Origin of the sequence: Salinisphaera sp. (genome assembly GCF_002729955.1) — a bacterium.
In the GTDB taxonomy this organism is placed as follows: domain Bacteria; phylum Pseudomonadota; class Gammaproteobacteria; order Nevskiales; family Salinisphaeraceae; genus Salinisphaera.
The window spans coordinates 123184-139638 of sequence record NZ_PBYA01000027.1 but is presented as its reverse complement, the minus strand read 5'-3'; the positions used below and the strand labels follow the sequence as shown (position 1 = coordinate 139638).

Genomic DNA, 16455 nt, shown 5'->3' with positions numbered 1-16455 from the left:
CCATGACCCAGGCAGACTCAGCCGTGGACCCCGACGGCTTGCTGGAATACTCGGTGGTCTATACCGACCGTGCCCTCAACCACATGTCGGCGCGCTTCAAGCACGTGCTGACCGAGGTTTCGGCGGTGCTCAAGGAAGTCTATAACGCGCCGTCGGCCGTGATCGTGCCGGGTAGCGGCACATTCGGCATGGAAGCAGTGGCCCGTCAGTTTGCCCAGGACGCGCATTGTCTGATCATCCGCAACGGCTGGTTCAGTTACCGCTGGACGCAGATCATGGATATGGGCGCCATTCCGGCCTCGACGAGCGTGCTGTGCGCGCGGCCCCAGGGCGATGGGCCTCAGTCGCCCTTCGAGCCGGCGCCCATTGCCCAGGTGGTGGAACGGATCGAGACGGAACGCCCGGCCATGGTCTTCGCGCCGCATGTCGAGACCTCTGCCGGCCTGCTGCTGCCCGACGATTACCTGCGGGCGGTGGCCGAGGCGGTGCATGCCGTCGGCGGCCTGTTCGTGCTCGACTGTATTGCCTCGGGCACCCACTGGGTGGACATGCAGGCCTGCGGTATCGATGTACTCATCAGCGCGCCGCAGAAAGGCTGGAGCGCCTCGCCGTGCTGCGCGATGGTGATGCTCAGCGAACGCGCGCGCCTGCGTATCGAGGCCACGACCAGCAGCAGCTATGCCTGCGATCTGCGCAAATGGCTGCAGATCACGGAGACCTACGAAGCGGGCGGTCAGGCCTATCACGCGACCATGCCCACCGACGGGCTGACCCGCCTGCTGGCGATGATGGAGGAAACCCGTGAGCTGGGTTTCGAGCGTGCCCGCGAACGCCAGTTCGCGCTCGGTCGCGCGGTACGCGACGCGCTCGAAGCCCGAGGCTTCAGCAGTGTGGCCGCCCCCGGCTATCAGGCCTCGGGTGTGGTGGTGAGCTATACCCAGGATCCGGAGATTCAGTCCGGCAAGCGCTTCGTCGAAGCCGGCGTGCAGATCGCCGCCGGCGTACCGCTGATGTGCGGCGAGGGCGACGATTTCCAGTCGTTTCGCGTGGGCCTGTTCGGCCTGGACAAGCTCTACGACGTCGACGGCTGTGCCGCGCGCTTTACCGATGCACTCGACAAGGTGCGCTGACATGCCACCGCGGCTCGATCGGGAAACCGCGGCATCAAGGGCGCCACGGCCGACGGGCGTGAAGCCATTAAAGCAAAGAGACGGACGCGTGCCGGCGTTTGCTTTTCAATGGCGTTGAGACCAGCGGACGCAGACTGACGTAGTCAGCTGTTTTGGTGCCGGATTGATATCGACGAACTGAAGGGTGCCAAGCTTCAAACGTTCCAGAGCTTGCTCAGCGGTAATCATGGGTTCACGCCGTTCTTTACCAGTCGATCGCACGCTAGGGGGCGCCCGCGTGACGCCTTGGGTGAGGCGGAGACACGCACTCTACAAGCGCGCGCTGACAACGAGACGGCAGAATAGGCGGGTGTGGAAAGGCGCCGATAACGGCAGGGGCGCGGACGCAGGTTCAGGAAAACGCGAGTATTTTCTCGGACTGGCCTGAACGTTCGTTCATACTGGGGCGTGGGTTGCGACTACTTTCGGGCGTGCAGACCCGGCCTGTCCTTGCGCAGAATCATCGACACGGCCCGGTTTTCAATTTATAACGAGCAAGACGTAGCGGCCGAGAGTGTCGCCGAAAGCGCAGCACGAACGAGGGCTACAACGCTTTCGTGGCGCGCTGGACGCACGGGCGGCGGTTGAGTCCACCACAGGCATGAGAAACGGGGTCGAAATGGGGGTGGTTTTCGCTGTCGGTGCGTGTAGGCGCACATCGCTGCCGCAGCCCGTCCAATGAAAAACCTTTTCCCGAAACACGATCGGTCGACCGACGTTCGCCCCTACCAGCAGACGGTGTTCACCGCTTTGCTGTGGTTTACCTGTTCGGCCGTGCTCGGCTATGCCGCGCTGCATTTCTATCTCGGGGCGCGCTGGCTGGTCATAGCCGAACTGTGTCTGGTCGCCTACGCGGCACTGCTGCTCTACGTGGTCCATGAAACAGGGCGTGCGCCGGTCACCAATCTGGTGTTCATCGTGCCGTTCTTCGTGGTCATGATGCTCGTGCTATGTGCGGAGGTAACCGGTGTTACCGTCTTTGTATGGGTCTTTCTCGTGCCCTTGTTATCTCATCTGCTGCTGGGTCGGTGGCAGGGGTTGTGTGTCGCGCTTGTGTTCATCGGCTGCGCAGGCGCGATCTTCGTATACAAGCACGGAATCTGGGATGGCTGGCTCGGTTATTTGAGCATCGCGAACGTCGTACTCTGCACGGCGTCCATTCTCGGGTTTTCGTTTATCTATGAAGTCAGCCGCGCGAAAACGGAGCGCGAACTGCGCGCGCTCGCGCTGGCCGACCCACTGACGGGCCTGGCCAACCGGTCGCGTTTTCGCGAGGTTTTTGCTCGCGAACGCCAGCGCTATCTGCGCCAGGAAATACCGCTCGCGATGCTGGTCGTCGATCTCGACCACTTCAAGCGCGTCAACGACGATTACGGGCACGATGCCGGCGATATGGCCCTGTGCTTCGTAGCAGAGCTTCTGGCTTCGCGGATTCGCCAAACCGACGTCGCCGGGCGTCTGGGCGGAGAGGAATTCGGCATCCTGTTGTCGGACGTGGATCTGGAACACGCTCGCCGGATTGCCGCCGATCTGCGCGATCTTGTTCGTGATCGGCCGTTTCGCTATCGGGGGCAGGATATTCCGATGTCGGTGAGTATCGGTATTGCCGAACTGGGGCGCGACGGCATGGATTTCAGAACGCTTTTCTCCAAGGCCGACCGCCGTCTCTACCAGGCCAAGGCCGAAGGGCGCAATCGCGTCGTCGGCTAGGGTCGACACCTTCGATTGCTCAAGCCGAGTCGAGCGCTTCGTAGCAGCCGGGCTCAAAGCGTGGCGTACAGATGGCATAGAACAGCAGCGGTTCGTCGCCCGTGTTGGTGATGCGTTGCGCCGTATCCGGCGGGATCGCCACCACGTCGCCCGCCGCGACCTTTTCTCTGAGATTCGCGCCGACTTCCACCAACCCTTCACCCTCGACGACGAGATACCGTTCGGCCGTGCCGTGCAGCCGATGCCAGGCAGTAGTCACGCCGGGTTCGACACGGGCACGGGCAATGGAAACCGCCGGATCCTGTGCGCTGTTGGCAACCTCGAGTATGGCGCAGCGTTCCGGCGTGTCGAACTCGACGCTGTCGCTCGCGCGGTAGACCTTGGGCGTTGTTGGCATGACGATTGCTCGTGGTATCTTGAATAAACTGTTATCGATCTTGAACACCGCTGCCGGCGATGTCATATCGAGCTGTATACGACCATCAGTTCTACAACCTCAACGCGATAGTGGGAGAGATCGGTGCGCGAGCGCCGGCGCCGAAGGAGCAACCGCCCCGGAAACTCTCAGGCACCACGGACCGTTATCGCGGCCATATCCGAAGAGTCGCGCGGCCGCGGGGTCGCGTGCACCGAAGGAGCAAGCACACGGTGGCTCGGCCGTGGGTGAATCTCTCAGGTTCAGTGACGGAAGGGGCGGCACCTGCACGATTGCAGGGCATCCAAGCACGACAATCGGATAAGGGCATATGAACCACATAGCAATCATCGGCGGTGGTATCACCGGGGTCACCACGGCCTACGCGCTCGTGCGTCGCGGTTATAGCGTGACGCTGTTCGACCGCAACCGCTATGCCGCGATGGAAACCTCGTTTGCCAACGGCGGCCAGCTGTCGGCCTCCAACGCGGAGGTCTGGAACCATTGGCCGATGGTGTTCAAGGGCATGAAATGGATGTTTCGCAGCGATGCGCCGCTGCTGGTGAATCCGAAACCGTCCTGGCACAAGCTGTCCTGGTTTTTGGAATTCATTGCTGCGATTCCTCGCTACGGCCAGAACACCAGCGAGACCGCGCGTATGGCGATCGAGGCGCGGGAGTTCCTTTTCTCCTGGGCCGAGCGCGAGAACATCGACTTCGACGTCAAGCGCAAGGGCATTCTGCATATCTATCGCAATCGGGCCGGCTATCGTCATGCCGAGAAAGTCTCGAAGCTGCTGGCCGAGGGCGGGCTTGAGCGGCGCCCGGTCACGCCGGAAGAAATGCGTACGATCGAGCCGGCGCTGGCCGGCGAGTATTACGGCGGCTTCTTCACCGAAAGCGACTCCAGCGGCGATATTCACAAGTTCACCCAGGGCCTGGCGAAGGCCGCGCATGCCCAGGGCGTGCAGTTTCGCTACAACCACAGCGTGGAAAGCGTCGAGACCGATGGCCGCCGCGTGACGATCGCAGCCTGCGATAACGATACCCCCGAAGACCGCGTCACGCTCGACTTCGACGGGGTGGTGGTCTGTGCCGGCACCGGCAGCCGTGAAATCGCCTCGCAGCTGGGCGACCGGGTCAACGTCTATCCGGTGAAGGGCTACTCGATCACGGTGGATCTGGAAGACGAGGCCTCCAGACAGGCCGCGCCCGAGGTCAGCCTGCTGGATGACGAAACCAAGCTCGTCTGCGCGCGCCTGGGCGACGACCGTCTGCGGGTGGCCGGTACCGCCGAGTTCAACGGCTTCAACCGCGATATTCGCGCCGACCGCATCGTGCCGCTGGTCGACTGGGTGAAACAATGCTTTCCCGATGTCAAAACCCGTCAGGTGGTGCCCTGGGCCGGTCTGCGCCCGATGATGCCCGACATGATGCCGCGCGTGGGCGGCGGAAAGGCGCCGAACGTGTTCTACAACACCGGTCACGGCCATCTGGGCTGGACGCTGTCGGCGCTTACCGCGGACTCGATCGCCGCGATCATCGACGATGCCGCGTCGGAAAAACGGGGACCGGCGGCCGTGAATAACGGGTAGAATGAGCGCCCGCGCCATTCCGGCGCAGTGTTTTTTCGGGCGCAGCTGAGCGCCCGTGCCTGCCAGGCTGTGCATGTCCACCCCTAAAGAAAACGAATCCGCCCAGGTCGCTTTCAGCGATCTGGCGCTCTCCGATGCCGTCATGGCCGCGCTCGCGGACGTCGGCTATGAAACACCGTCGCCGATCCAGGCCGCGACCATTCCGCCCCTGCTTGCCGGCAAGGACGTGCTGGGCCAGGCCCAGACCGGCACCGGCAAGACCGCGGCTTTCGCGCTGCCCATTCTTTCCGGCCTGACCGAGCGGGCCGGAAAGGCGCCCCAGGCGCTGGTGCTTACCCCCACCCGCGAACTCACCATTCAGGTCGCCGAAGCCTTTCAGCGCTATGCGGCCCATATACCGGGCTTTCATGTGCTGCCGATCTACGGCGGGCAGGGCTACGGCCCGCAGTTGGCGGCGCTCAAGCGTGGTGTGCACGTCGTGGTGGGTACGCCCGGCCGGGTGATGGATCATCTCAAGCGCGGCACGCTCAAGCTCGACGCGCTTGACTGGATGGTGCTCGACGAAGCCGATGAAATGCTGCGCATGGGCTTCATCGAAGACGTGGAATGGATCTTCGAGCAGAGCCCGGCCCAGCGCCAGGTCGCGCTGTTTTCGGCCACCATGCCCAGCGCGATCCGTCGTATTGCCAAGACCCACCTGCGCGAGCCGCAGGAAATCACCATTCAGACGAAGACCACGACGGCGGTCAATATTCGCCAGCGCTACTGGATCGTCGGTGGCGGCACGAGCAAGCTGGATGCGCTCACACGGTTGCTCGAAGCCGAACCCTTCGATGCGATGATCGTGTTCGCACGCACCAAGAAATCCACCGACGAGCTCGCCGAGCGGCTGTCGGCCCGCGGTTATGCCTGCGCGGCGCTCAACGGCGACATCGCCCAGAACCAGCGCGAGCGCACGGTCGCCAAACTCAAGAACGGGCAGCTCGATATCATCGTGGCCACCGACGTGGCGGCCCGCGGGCTCGACGTGGAACGCATCAGCCACGTGATCAATTTCGATATCCCGCACGATACCGAGGCCTATGTGCACCGTATCGGGCGTACCGGCCGCGCCGGACGCGAGGGCGATGCCATTCTGTTCGTGACGATGCGCGAAAAGCATCTGTTCAAGGCCATCGAACGTGCCACCCGCCAGGCTATCGAGCCGATGGACCTGCCCAGCATTGCCGAGGTCAACGAGCAGCGCGTGGCCCGTTTCAAGCAGCGTATTTCGGTCACGCTGGCCGAAGGCAAGCTCAAGCCGTTTCGCGAACTGCTCGATGAATATCGTGCCGAACACAACGTCGAGCCCGAAGAACTGGCCGCGGCGCTGGCCTATCTGGCCCAGGGCGACGAGCCGCTGATGCTGTCGCCGGGTAAGGCCGATCGTGCTGCAGGCCGGCGCGACATGGGCTCCCAGACGCCCAAGAGCGCGAACAAGGGGGCTGCACGCCAACAATCGTTCGGCGCGGGTGATCTGGAAACGTTTCGTATCGAGGTCGGCCGCAGCCACGGCGTCGAGCCGCGCAATATCGTCGGCGCGATCGCCAACGAGGCGGGCGTGGACAGCGCGCATATCGGCCGTATCGACATTCGCGACGACTTCAGCCTCGTCGACCTGCCCAAGGGCATGCCCGAAGACATCTTCGCCCATCTCAAGACGGTATGGGTGGGCGGGCGTCAGCTCGCGATCAGTCGTGAGCAGGGCGCACCGCCGGCGCCGCCCGCCGGGCGCCGCAAACCCAAGCCCAAACCGGGACCGAAAAAACCGGGCAAGGCCAAGGCCAAATCGGGTAAGGCCAAACCGGGCAAGCGCCGGACCAAGCCGAAAAGCGATTGATTCGCGGCGCTTGAAACGATCGACACAGCCCGCACGATGGTTCGCAGTCGCCGCTAACCGAGGGCCGTGATCCATGACGTCGAATACACCCACGCATATCGATATCGGCGGCATCGCGCTGCCCCGTGAGGAGCTGGCCCAGGTGCTGCCCGATATCGAACGCTTCGAGCAGCATCTGCCGGATGCGCTCGCGGTGGATCGCGACATGAAAGCCAGCGGCGGTGCCGTTCCTGATTATGTGCGCCAATGGCCGCAGGCGCGCATCGACGCCGTTGTACGCACGCTCAAGGAAGTCGGCAGCCTGCGCGAGCAGGCCAGCGAACAGATGCAAAGCGCCGGTACCGGTCGTAGCCGCGACTGACGACAGACGCTCGTTGTCCCGCGGTCACCGCACGATTACGGTGCGTTGATTGAAGGCGATGTTCGCTTAAGCAAGCTTTGCATAACTTCTCGCGGATTGCGGTCCAGTCCTCACCGACGACGTGGCAAGACGTCCAAGCGCAGTGCTCTGTCGCCAGGCCAAGCTTGGCAACGCGGCCGCGGCGTCTGTAAGGCCAAAGCGTTGAGCGGCCGGGGCTTTGCGCGCGCTTGATCGGCGTGAGTGTTCGCTACCCTGCAACGTGTTATTGGCTTGGTCACGCCACGCTTACTTGCCGGCCATTGCGCGCAAGTACTCGGCGCCACCGTGGCAGTTTGTGCACAGCCTGTCTTAAAGCTGGAACGCATCTTGCTGTGCACGGGTCATGGCCTGTGTCAAATTCATATCGCGAGTCCGAGCCCGGTACGGGCTGATACATGCTGAGCGCCGTCGGCAGCCGCATGGCGTCGCTTACGCGACGACGGAGGTGCGCGCGAGATGAGTGGCAGCTATCGCTATTCGCTGGGCGAGCGAACCTATCGCTTCGACAGTCTGGCCGAGCTCATGGCCAAGGCAACACCGGCGCGATCAGGCGATCGTCTGGCGGGTGTCATCGCGGAATCGGCCGAACAGCGGGTCGTCGCGCAGATGGCGCTGGCCGATCTGCCGTTGGCGACGTTCCTCGAAGACCTGCTGGTGCCCTACGAAGAGGACGAAATCACACGCTTGATCGTTGATCGCCACGATCGTCAGGCGTTCGAAACGATTTCGAGCTTTACGGTCGGCGATTTTCGCAACTGGCTGCTCAGCGACGAGGCCACGCCCGAGGTGCTCGACGCCTTAAGACCGGGGATTACGCCGGAAATGGCGGCGGCCGTGAGCAAGATCATGCGCAACCAGGACTTGATTCTGGTGGCGCGCAAGTGCCGGGTGCGCAGTGCGTTTCGCGACACCATTGGCCTGGCGGGGCATTTGTCGACGCGTCTGCAGCCGAATCATCCAACCGACGATCTGACCGGGATCGCAGCCAGTATTTTCGATGGGCTGCTCTATGGCAACGGCGATGCCGTGATTGGTATCAACCCGGCCACGGATAACGTCGCCCAGTCGGTCAAGCTGTTGCACATGCTCGATGCGGTAATCCGCAAATACGAAATCCCCACCCAGTCGTGCGTGCTCACCCATGTCACGAACACGCTGGAAGCGATCGAGCAGGGCGCGCCGGTCGATCTGGTATTTCAGTCGATCGGTGGCACCGAAGCCACCAATCGCAGCTTTGGTTTCGGCTTGGCCGAACTGGCCGAGGCGCGCGATGCGGCGCTGTCGCTCAATCGCGGCACCGTGGGCGATAACGTCATGTATTTCGAAACCGGACAGGGCAGTTCGCTGTCGGCGGATGCCCACCACGGTCTGGACCAGCAGACCTGCGAGGCGCGCGCCTATGCCGTGGCGCGCGAGTTCAAGCCATTACTGGTCAATACCGTGGTCGGTTTCATCGGTCCGGAATACTTGTTCGACGGCAAGGAAATCATCCGCGCGGGCCTGGAAGATCATTTCTGCGGCAAGTTGCTGGGCGTGCCGATGGGCTGCGACGTGTGCTACACCAACCATGCCGAAGCCGATCAGAACGATATGGACAACCTGCTTACGCTGCTGGGCGTGGCCGGCTGCAATTTCGTGATGGGTATTCCCGGCTCCGACGACATCATGCTCAATTACCAGACTACCTCGTTTCACGATGCGCTTTACGTGCGCCGCGCGCTGGGGCTCAAATCCGCGCCAGAGTTCGAGGCCTGGCTCAAACACATGGAAATCGTGCGCGACGGCGATTCGCACCGCCTGTCCGAGCGCTTGCCGCAGGCATTCGCGCGCTCCCTCGATCAGCTGCCGGAGACCGGCTCATGAGCGATCGCAAGCCGCGGACACCGGCCGACACGGCCGGCGACGATATCGGCGTGGTCGACAACCCCTGGCAGGGGTTACGTGCGTTCACTGATGCGCGTATCGGGCTGGGGCGCGCCGGCATCAGCCTGCCCACCCAGCGCATGCTCGAATTCCAGCTTGCCCATGCGCAGGCCAGGGACGCTGTCCATTGGCCGCTGAATGTGGACGCACTTAGCGAGCAGCTCACCGATACGCTCGGCATAGACGCGCCGCTTCGGCTACACAGCCAGGCCGGCGATCGCACTGAGTATCTGCAACGACCGGATCTGGGCCGGCGGCTCGATGAGCACTCGCGAAAAAGCCTCCAAGAGACGGTCGACGCCGAGGATTCACCCTTCGACCTCGCGCTGGTGATCGTCGATGGCCTGTCCGCGCGTGCGATCGAGGCCCATGCGGTGACTTTCCTCGCCGCACTCAGCCGTGAGCTGGATGCCGACGATAACGATTGGCGGCGTGCGCCGCTGACCGTGGTCGAGCAGGGCCGGGTGGCCATCGGCGATGAAGTGGGCGAAGCATTCAACGCCCGCGCGGTGCTCGTTCTGATAGGCGAGCGTCCGGGCCTGAGTTCGCCCGACAGTCTGGGTCTGTATCTGACCTGGGCGCCCAAGCGGGGTGTCTCCGACGGCCAGCGCAACTGTATTTCCAATGTGCGTCCCGAAGGGCTGAAAATCGAGGTGGCCGCGTCGCGCGCGCGCTATCTGCTCAATGAAGCACGGCGGCTCGAGCTTTCCGGGGTGAAGCTCAAGGACCGTAGCGAAGACGACGTCATCGACCACGACAAGAACGAGACGGGCAATTTCCTGACTTACTGATTTTTCTCATTCCAGGGGTGGCGTGATGGCGGGTTCGACAGTCAACGAAGATTATCTGGCCAAGCGCCAGCTCAAACGCGGTACGGCCGGCTGGCTGTTGTTGGCCGGGTTGGGTGTTTCCTACGTCATTTCCGGCGATTTCGCTGGCTGGAACTTCGGAATTGCCGAGGCCGGCTGGGGCGGATTCGCAATCGCCGCAGTGCTGATGGCAATCATGTATTTCACGCTGGTGCTCGCCCTTGCTGAGATGTCGGCAGCGATTCCCGCCGCCGGAGGCGGCTATAGCTTCGCGCGTCAGGCGATGGGGCCCGCCGGCGGTTATCTCACCGGTCTGGCGGTACTGATCGAATACGCGCTGGCGCCGGCGGCGATCGTGATATTCATCGGAGCGGCGGTCGAAGAATTGCTCGGCTTCAACGGCCCGATCGTCTATGCCGTGTTTTATGCGCTGTTCATTGGCATTCATCTCGCCGGGGTGGGCGAAGCCCTGAAGGTGATGATGGTAATCAGCGACTTGGCGGTGTTTGCGATCCTGGCCACCGCGGTCGCATTGATCGGTGATTTCGACGTCGCCAACCTGTTCGATATCGAGCCCACGGACGCGCTGGGCGCATCCACATTCCTTCCGCTGGGGTTCTACGGTATCTGGGCCGCATTGCCCTTCGGGATGTGGTTGTTTCTCGCTGTCGAAGGCGTGCCCCTGGCGGCCGAGGAAGCCAAGAACCCGGCCCGCGACGTGCCCAAGGGCATTATCGGTGCAATGATCTTTCTGCTGGGTACGGCAGTCCTGGTGGTGGTTCTGCTCGCGGGTGCGGCCGGCGCGAAGGCGATTGGCGATAGTGGCGTGCCACTGGTGACAGCGCTCAAGGATACCGACAGCCAGACGTTGGCCACCGTGGTGAACGTGCTTGGCCTGGCCGGGCTCATCGCCTCGTTCTTTTCGATTATCTACGGCTATAGCCGGCTCGTCTTTGCGCTCTCGCGCGCGGGCTATCTGCCCAAGTTCATGTCGCTGACCAGCCGTCGCAAGGCGCCAACCTGGGCGCTCGTGGTGCCGGGCGTGCTCGGGTTCATCGTCTCCTTGAGCGGCGCCGGTGATCTGATCCTGGGCATGGCGGTGGTGGGCGCGACCCTGTCGTACGCCCTCATGGCGCTGAGCCATATTCTATTGCGGGTCAAGCAGCCCGCGCTGGCGCGACCTTACCGTACCCCGGGCGGCATGGTGACCTCGGGCATTGCATTGGTGCTGTCGCTCATTGCGCTCACCGGTGTCTATGCCTTCGATCCGCGCGCCTTCGGCTACACGATCGTACTGTTCGTGCTCGGCGCGGCGTACTTCTTCGTATTCAGCCGGCATCATCTGGTCGCACAGACGGCGGAAGAGGAGTTCGCATTACTGGCCCAGGCCGAGTCCGATCTGGATGAATACGAGTCGGGCGGCTGAGTAATACGCCTCGTTCTAGTAGCGTTTGCGCTCGCGCGCGAGCAGGCGATCGAGCTGCTTGGCGAAGGCGTGACGGTCGTTCGGGTTCAACGGCGGCGGTCCACCGGTATCGACGCCGGCCCCGCGCAGGCCTTCCATGAAGTCGCGTACGCTCAGGCGTGCACGAATATTGTCGCGGGTATACAGCTCGCCGCGCGGGTTGAGGGCATAGGCCTGCTTGTCGATCACCTCGGCGGCCAGGGGAATGTCCGCAGTGATCACGAGATCGCCCGGGGCGACACGTTTGACGATTTCGTTGTCGGCGACATCGAAACCGGCGCCAACCTGTATAAAGGAAATATGCGGCGAGCGCGGTACGTGCATGGGCTGGTTTGCCACGAGCACGAGCGCCACGCTGGTACGCCGACTGGCGCGAAACAGGATGTCCTTGATTACCGTGGGGCAGGCGTCGGCATCGACCCAGATGGTCATCGACATAGGCAATCGTTCGCTTGGGTAGGAGGGGCGCGTTGCCGAGTAAAACTTACAGCCCGCCCCAAACGACAAATCGGACAGCCTCCACGCCAACCGAAGTCTCGGTCTCGACGTAGTGGCTATCCGATATGACGGTTTCGGCCCGAATGGGCCGATCCGGCGCTGTTCGGATCAGTTCATTTTCGAGCCCGACAAGCCGCTGGCAGGTCGGGTGAACGCGAGCCGATCCGTACAGGATGCCGTATGCTTAGACCGCGACGACCTTGTTGGCGCACGGTCCTTTCTTGCCTTCACCGATTTCGAATTCGACCGCCTGGCCGTCTTCGAGGGTGGCAAAACCGCCGCCGTTCTGGATCTCGGAGTGGTGTACGAAAAGGTCCTTGCTGCCATCTTCAGGGGCGATGAAGCCGTAGCCCTTCTCGGAACTGAACCACTTAACGGTGCCTTTGGCCATAATTTTCTCTTACTTAATCGGAACTGATTGTATGCAGCCATGCTGCAGGTGCAGTGTAACGGTTCACGCTCGAAAAGATACGTCCAGGCGCAAATATTTTTATACGCCGCTGTCGCTATCGCGTTGAAATATCGATAAACGCTAAAATCCATTCGCTTTGGAACGCCATAAGTTCGTCTTTTTGAAAAGATCGTAGGCGATACTCAAATAACTTTGCCGACCGGCGCTAGTCGTGCCCTCGTAGCGACACACCATCCGCGGCATCGGTGAATCAACGCGATACCATGACTGTTTGCGCCGTGTATGCGGCGCACTCGATTCAAGTAAGTCGGCAGGCAGCCGATAGACCGGCCAGGGCAAGGCCCCGCAACCCAGGAACTTTGATTCATGACGAACAGGCCCCGCTATGCGGAAATCAATAGTCCCCAGGCGGTGGCGGACGCATTCATTGAGCTGACCTGGAATACGCATGAGGTGACGATCCGCTTCGACGGAGCGATGATCCAGTATCCGGTGAGCGTGGTATCCGTGGATCGCGCGCTCGGGCGCTGCGCCGTGGATATGACCAGCACGGGCGATATCGAGGAACTGCTCAAGGCGCGAGAGAGTTTCATCCTGCATGCGCGCCAACACTCTGCAGCATTGCAGAGCAGCCCGATGCACTGTGTCGGCGTATCACAAAGCGGCGCCCGTCTGAGTGTGTCGGCCTCGCTGCCGGACAGCGTGGCCCTGCTCAAGCGTCGCGGTCAGTTCCGGGCGGCTCTGAGCAACGGCATGTCGGTGACGGTGCTGTTGTCGAATGGCAAAAGCCGGGAATGGCATACCACGCTGCGCGATCTGTCGGCCGGGGGCTGTCTGGTGAGTCTGCCTTTGGACGCGCCGGAAGGTATCGAGGTCGGCGTTGATGGTTATCGTATTCAGGCCCTGTTTCCCAACGGCGAGACGTTCGAGGTGCGAGGCAAGATCAGCCATCGGTACGTGAATGAGGACGAAGGCCTGTGCTATCTCGGTATCGCCTTCGATATCCGCGCGGACAAGACGGCCCGAGAGGTCTGGCGGTATGTACGCGAGGTCGAGCGCGAAGTGGCACGCCTGAGCTCCCTGCGTTCCGAAATGCGTCCGCTCGCGCCGTCGCCGCTGTTCAACGGTCCGCGGAAGAACGTCAAATAGCCTACCGCGGCGCGTGGGCCGGCCTGGCTGTTTGCCCCGGCTAACATTGCGCCCCAGAGCGATGGTACGCGCCAGGCTGGGCCGAACCCGCTCACCGCGGGCGGGTGTGTGCCTTCTGTCGTGCCGACGCGGTTGCAAGCGCCATAAAAAAAGCCCCGCCGAAGCGGGGCTTTTTTACGACCGCGAAAGCGTCGGCTGTCGGCAGTGCTTATGCCGCCTTGGCGAGCTGACGCAGCACATAGTGCAGGATGCCGCCGTTCTGGTAGTAGTCCCATTCCTTGGGCGTATCGATACGCACCTTGGCGGTGAACTCGCTGGTGTCGCCGCTTTCCTTCGTCGCCTTGACGGTGACTTCGGTCGCGTCCGACTTCAGCCCTTCGATATCGAAGGTTTCGGTGCCGTCGAGGCCCAGGGATTCGGCGTTTTCGCCTTCCTTGAACTGCAGCGGCAATACGCCCATGCCGACCAGGTTCGAACGATGGATACGCTCGAAGGACTGGGCGATCACGGTCTTCACGCCGAGCAGCAGGGTGCCCTTCGCAGCCCAGTCGCGCGACGAGCCGGTGCCGTATTCCTTGCCGGCCAGCACCACCAGCGGGGTGTTGTCTTCTGCGTACTTCATGGCGGCGTCGTAGATGAACATCTCGTCGCCGGAGGGCTGATGACGGGTCCAGCCGCCTTCGGTGCCCGGGGCCAGCAGGTTGCGCAGGCGAACATTGGCGAAGGTGCCGCGCATCATCACTTCGTGGTTGCCGCGACGCGAGCCGTAGCTGTTGAAGTCCGACGGCGAGACGCCTTTTTCCTGCAGGTACTGGCCAGCGGGCGAGTCCTTGGTGATGGCACCGGCCGGCGAGATATGGTCGGTGGTGATCGAATCACCCAGCAGGGCCAGACAACGCGCACCCTGGATGGTCGGGATATCGTCGACATCGACCGACATGCCTTCGAAGTAGGGCGGGTTCTGCACGTAGGTGCTGGTTTCGTCCCAATCGAAGATTTCGCCTTCCGGCACGTCCAGGCCCTTCCAGCGGGAATCGCCAGCGAACACGTCGCCGTAGCTGTCCTTGAACATCTCGGAGTTCAGCGAACTGCCGATGGTGTCGTAGATTTCCTTCTGCGACGGCCAGATATCACGCAGATACACGTCGTTGCCGTCGGCGTCCTGGCCGAGCGGATCGTTGTTCATGTCGATATCGATGGTGCCGGACAGCGCATAGGCCACCACCAGCGGCGGGCTGGCGAGGAAGTTCATGCGCACGTCGCCGTGCACGCGGCCTTCGAAGTTACGGTTGCCGGACAGCACCGAGGCCACGTTCAGGCTGTGCTCGCGCACGGCATTGCCGATCGGCTCGGGCAGCGGCCCGGAGTTACCGATACAGGTGGTGCAGCCGTAGCCGACCAGCTGGAAGCCGAGGCTGTCGAGATCGTCGTCCAGGCCGGCTTTTTCCAGATACTCGGTCACGACCTTGGAACCCGGGGCCAGCGAGGTCTTGACCCAGGGCTTGACCTGCAGACCCTTCTCAATGGCGTTTCGGGCCAGCAGGCCGGCACCGATCATCACCGCCGGGTTCGACGTGTTGGTGCAGGAGGTGATGGCGGCGATTACCACCGAGCCGTCGTGCAGATCGAAGTCCTGGTCCTTGTAGTTGACCGGCGCATGAATCGCGCCTTCGACGCTGTCGGAAGCCAGGCCGGCTTCACTTTGCTGCTTGGCCTCGGCCATGCTCTTGTCTTCGGGATCGGACTTCTCGGCGCGCGACTTGATGAAGGGCTCGACTTCGCGGCGATAGGTCTTCTGCATGTCGGCCAGCAGCACGCGGTCCTGCGGGCGTTTCGGGCCGGCCAGCGAGGGCTGCACCGTGGACATGTCGAGCTCGAGCACGTCGGTGTAGTCGGCGTCGGGCTCGCCTTCTTCACGCCACAGGCCTTGGGCCTTGGCATAGGCTTCGACCAGTTCCAGCTGTTCGGCGGGACGGCCGGTGAGTTCCATGTAACGAATGGTTTCGCCGTCGACCGGGAAGATACCGCAGGTCGCGCCGTATTCGGGCGCCATGTTGGCAATGGTGGCACGGTCGGCCAGCGGCAGATCGGCCAGGCCGTCGCCGAAGAATTCCACGAACTTGCCGACCACGCCCTTGGCGCGCAGCATTTCTGTGACCGTGAGCACCAGGTCGGTGGCGGTGCAGCCTTCGGCGAGCTTGCCGGTGAGCTTGAAGCCCACGACCTGGGGAATGAGCATGGTGATGGGCTGGCCGAGCATGGCCGCTTCGGCTTCGATACCGCCCACGCCCCAGCCGAGCACGCCCACGCCGTTGATCATGGTGGTGTGGGAGTCGGTGCCGACCAGCGTGTCGGGGTAGGCGAGGTTGCTGTCTTCGTTACCGAAGACCACGCGCGCCAGGTATTCCAGGTTGACCTGATGGACGATGCCGGTATCCGGCGGCACGACCTTGAAGTTGTCGAACGCGCCCTGACCCCAGCGCAGGAACGCATAGCGCTCCTTGTTGCGGTTGAATTCGAGCTTGGCGTTCAGATCGAAGGCCTTGTCGGTGCCGTATTCGTCGACCATGACCGAGTGGTCGATCACGAGTTCGGCCGGCGATAGCGGGTTGATCTTGTCGGGGCTGCCGCCGAGGTTGGCCATGGCATCGCGCATGGCGGCCAGGTCGACCACTGCCGGCACGCCGGTGAAGTCCTGCAGGACCACGCGTGCCGGGGTGAAGGCGATTTCGGTATCCGGCTCGGCCTTGGCGTCCCAGTTGGCGAGTGCCTTGATATCGTCGGCATCGACGTTGGAGCCGTCCTCGTGGCGGAGCAGATTCTCGAGCAGGATCTTCTGCGCGTAGGGCAGCTTGGCCACGCCCGGGAACTGTTCCTGGAGCTTGGGCAGACTGAAATAGTCGAAGCTGCGATCACCTGCAGTGAACTGCGCGCGTGTATTGAAACTGTCCGTCATAGGTTTGGTTCTCCAAAGACACTCGGTGGTTCTTCGGTCCGGTTGGGATCCGGACACTTAAAAGCGTCGCGTAGTA

The 16455-nt window shown here is 62.6% G+C and carries 13 protein-coding genes and 1 riboswitch; of the genes, 9 read left to right on the top strand and 4 right to left on the bottom strand.

Going from position 1 to position 16455, the window contains the following annotated elements:
- Positions 1-2: 2 nt before the first annotated feature.
- Positions 3-1130, top strand: a complete 1128-nt coding sequence (locus CMN27_RS07165; protein ID WP_293625125.1) for an aminotransferase class V-fold PLP-dependent enzyme — start codon at positions 3-5, stop codon at positions 1128-1130.
- Positions 1131-1847: 717 nt separating this feature from the next.
- Positions 1848-2879 (top strand): GGDEF domain-containing protein, encoded by a 1032-nt coding sequence (locus CMN27_RS07160; RefSeq protein WP_293625123.1) that lies wholly within the window; start codon positions 1848-1850, stop codon positions 2877-2879.
- Positions 2880-2898: 19 nt separating this feature from the next.
- On the opposite strand, the gene CMN27_RS07155 is transcribed toward CMN27_RS07160, so the two are convergent.
- Positions 2899-3276: a cupin domain-containing protein gene (locus CMN27_RS07155; protein WP_293625121.1), complete on the bottom strand. Its 378-nt coding sequence runs from the start codon at positions 3274-3276 to the stop codon at positions 2899-2901.
- Between the two features lie 101 nt (positions 3277-3377).
- Positions 3378-3470, top strand: a riboswitch (glycine riboswitch).
- 155 nt (positions 3471-3625) lie between these two features.
- Between CMN27_RS07155 and CMN27_RS07150 the strand changes: the two genes are divergently transcribed.
- From CMN27_RS07150 to eat, 6 genes are all read left to right on the top strand, one after another.
- Positions 3626-4888 carry a D-amino acid dehydrogenase gene (locus tag CMN27_RS07150; RefSeq protein WP_293625119.1) on the top strand — a complete coding sequence of 421 codons (1263 nt, stop codon included), beginning with the start codon at positions 3626-3628 and terminating at the stop codon, positions 4886-4888.
- 73 nt (positions 4889-4961) lie between these two features.
- A complete protein-coding gene (locus CMN27_RS07145) occupies positions 4962-6767 on the top strand; it encodes a DEAD/DEAH box helicase (RefSeq protein ID WP_293625118.1) in 1806 nt (601 codons plus the stop codon).
- Positions 6768-6840: 73 nt separating this feature from the next.
- Entirely contained in the window at positions 6841-7128 is a 288-nt protein-coding gene (locus CMN27_RS07140; protein ID WP_293625116.1) for a hypothetical protein, read from the top strand.
- 495 nt (positions 7129-7623) lie between these two features.
- The gene (locus CMN27_RS07135; RefSeq protein WP_293625114.1) at positions 7624-9030 is read left to right on the top strand and encodes an ethanolamine ammonia-lyase subunit EutB; all 1407 of its coding nucleotides are present in this window, start codon (positions 7624-7626) and stop codon (positions 9028-9030) included.
- Positions 9027-9881, top strand: coding sequence for an ethanolamine ammonia-lyase subunit EutC (gene eutC, locus CMN27_RS07130; RefSeq protein ID WP_293625112.1), 855 nt, complete (start codon positions 9027-9029; stop codon positions 9879-9881). The genes CMN27_RS07135 and eutC overlap by 4 nt, the downstream gene beginning before the upstream one ends.
- A gap of 25 nt (positions 9882-9906) precedes the next feature.
- Positions 9907-11325: an ethanolamine permease gene (gene eat, locus CMN27_RS07125; RefSeq protein ID WP_293625110.1), complete on the top strand. Its 1419-nt coding sequence runs from the start codon at positions 9907-9909 to the stop codon at positions 11323-11325.
- Between the two features lie 15 nt (positions 11326-11340).
- Here eat and CMN27_RS07120 read toward each other — a convergent pair whose 3' ends face one another.
- Positions 11341-11796, bottom strand: a complete 456-nt coding sequence (locus CMN27_RS07120) for a YaiI/YqxD family protein (protein ID WP_366515420.1) — start codon at positions 11794-11796, stop codon at positions 11341-11343.
- Positions 11797-12046: 250 nt separating this feature from the next.
- Positions 12047-12253 carry a cold shock domain-containing protein gene (locus CMN27_RS07115; protein ID WP_293625106.1) on the bottom strand — a complete coding sequence of 69 codons (207 nt, stop codon included), beginning with the start codon at positions 12251-12253 and terminating at the stop codon, positions 12047-12049.
- A 387-nt stretch (positions 12254-12640) separates the two neighbouring features.
- Here CMN27_RS07115 and CMN27_RS07110 point away from each other — a divergent pair, with 387 nt between their 5' ends.
- Positions 12641-13423, top strand: a complete 783-nt coding sequence (locus CMN27_RS07110) for a PilZ domain-containing protein (RefSeq protein WP_293625104.1) — start codon at positions 12641-12643, stop codon at positions 13421-13423.
- A gap of 208 nt (positions 13424-13631) precedes the next feature.
- Here the strand turns inward: CMN27_RS07110 and acnA are convergent, their stop codons facing one another.
- Positions 13632-16379, bottom strand: a complete 2748-nt coding sequence (gene acnA / locus CMN27_RS07105; protein ID WP_293625102.1) for an aconitate hydratase AcnA — start codon at positions 16377-16379, stop codon at positions 13632-13634.
- Positions 16380-16455: the final 76 nt, after the last annotated feature.

Coding starts and splice junctions, on each gene's coding strand:
- CMN27_RS07165 (WP_293625125.1), top strand. CDS start 3: ATGACCCAGGCAGACTCAGCCGTGGACCCCGACGGCTTGCTGGAATAC.
- CMN27_RS07160 (WP_293625123.1), top strand. CDS start 1,848: ATGAAAAACCTTTTCCCGAAACACGATCGGTCGACCGACGTTCGCCCC.
- CMN27_RS07155 (WP_293625121.1), bottom strand. CDS start 3,276: ATGCCAACAACGCCCAAGGTCTACCGCGCGAGCGACAGCGTCGAGTTC.
- CMN27_RS07150 (WP_293625119.1), top strand. CDS start 3,626: ATGAACCACATAGCAATCATCGGCGGTGGTATCACCGGGGTCACCACG.
- CMN27_RS07145 (WP_293625118.1), top strand. CDS start 4,962: ATGTCCACCCCTAAAGAAAACGAATCCGCCCAGGTCGCTTTCAGCGAT.
- CMN27_RS07140 (WP_293625116.1), top strand. CDS start 6,841: ATGACGTCGAATACACCCACGCATATCGATATCGGCGGCATCGCGCTG.
- CMN27_RS07135 (WP_293625114.1), top strand. CDS start 7,624: ATGAGTGGCAGCTATCGCTATTCGCTGGGCGAGCGAACCTATCGCTTC.
- eutC (WP_293625112.1), top strand. CDS start 9,027: ATGAGCGATCGCAAGCCGCGGACACCGGCCGACACGGCCGGCGACGAT.
- eat (WP_293625110.1), top strand. CDS start 9,907: ATGGCGGGTTCGACAGTCAACGAAGATTATCTGGCCAAGCGCCAGCTC.
- CMN27_RS07120 (WP_366515420.1), bottom strand. CDS start 11,796: ATGACCATCTGGGTCGATGCCGACGCCTGCCCCACGGTAATCAAGGAC.
- CMN27_RS07115 (WP_293625106.1), bottom strand. CDS start 12,253: ATGGCCAAAGGCACCGTTAAGTGGTTCAGTTCCGAGAAGGGCTACGGC.
- CMN27_RS07110 (WP_293625104.1), top strand. CDS start 12,641: ATGACGAACAGGCCCCGCTATGCGGAAATCAATAGTCCCCAGGCGGTG.
- acnA (WP_293625102.1), bottom strand. CDS start 16,379: ATGACGGACAGTTTCAATACACGCGCGCAGTTCACTGCAGGTGATCGC.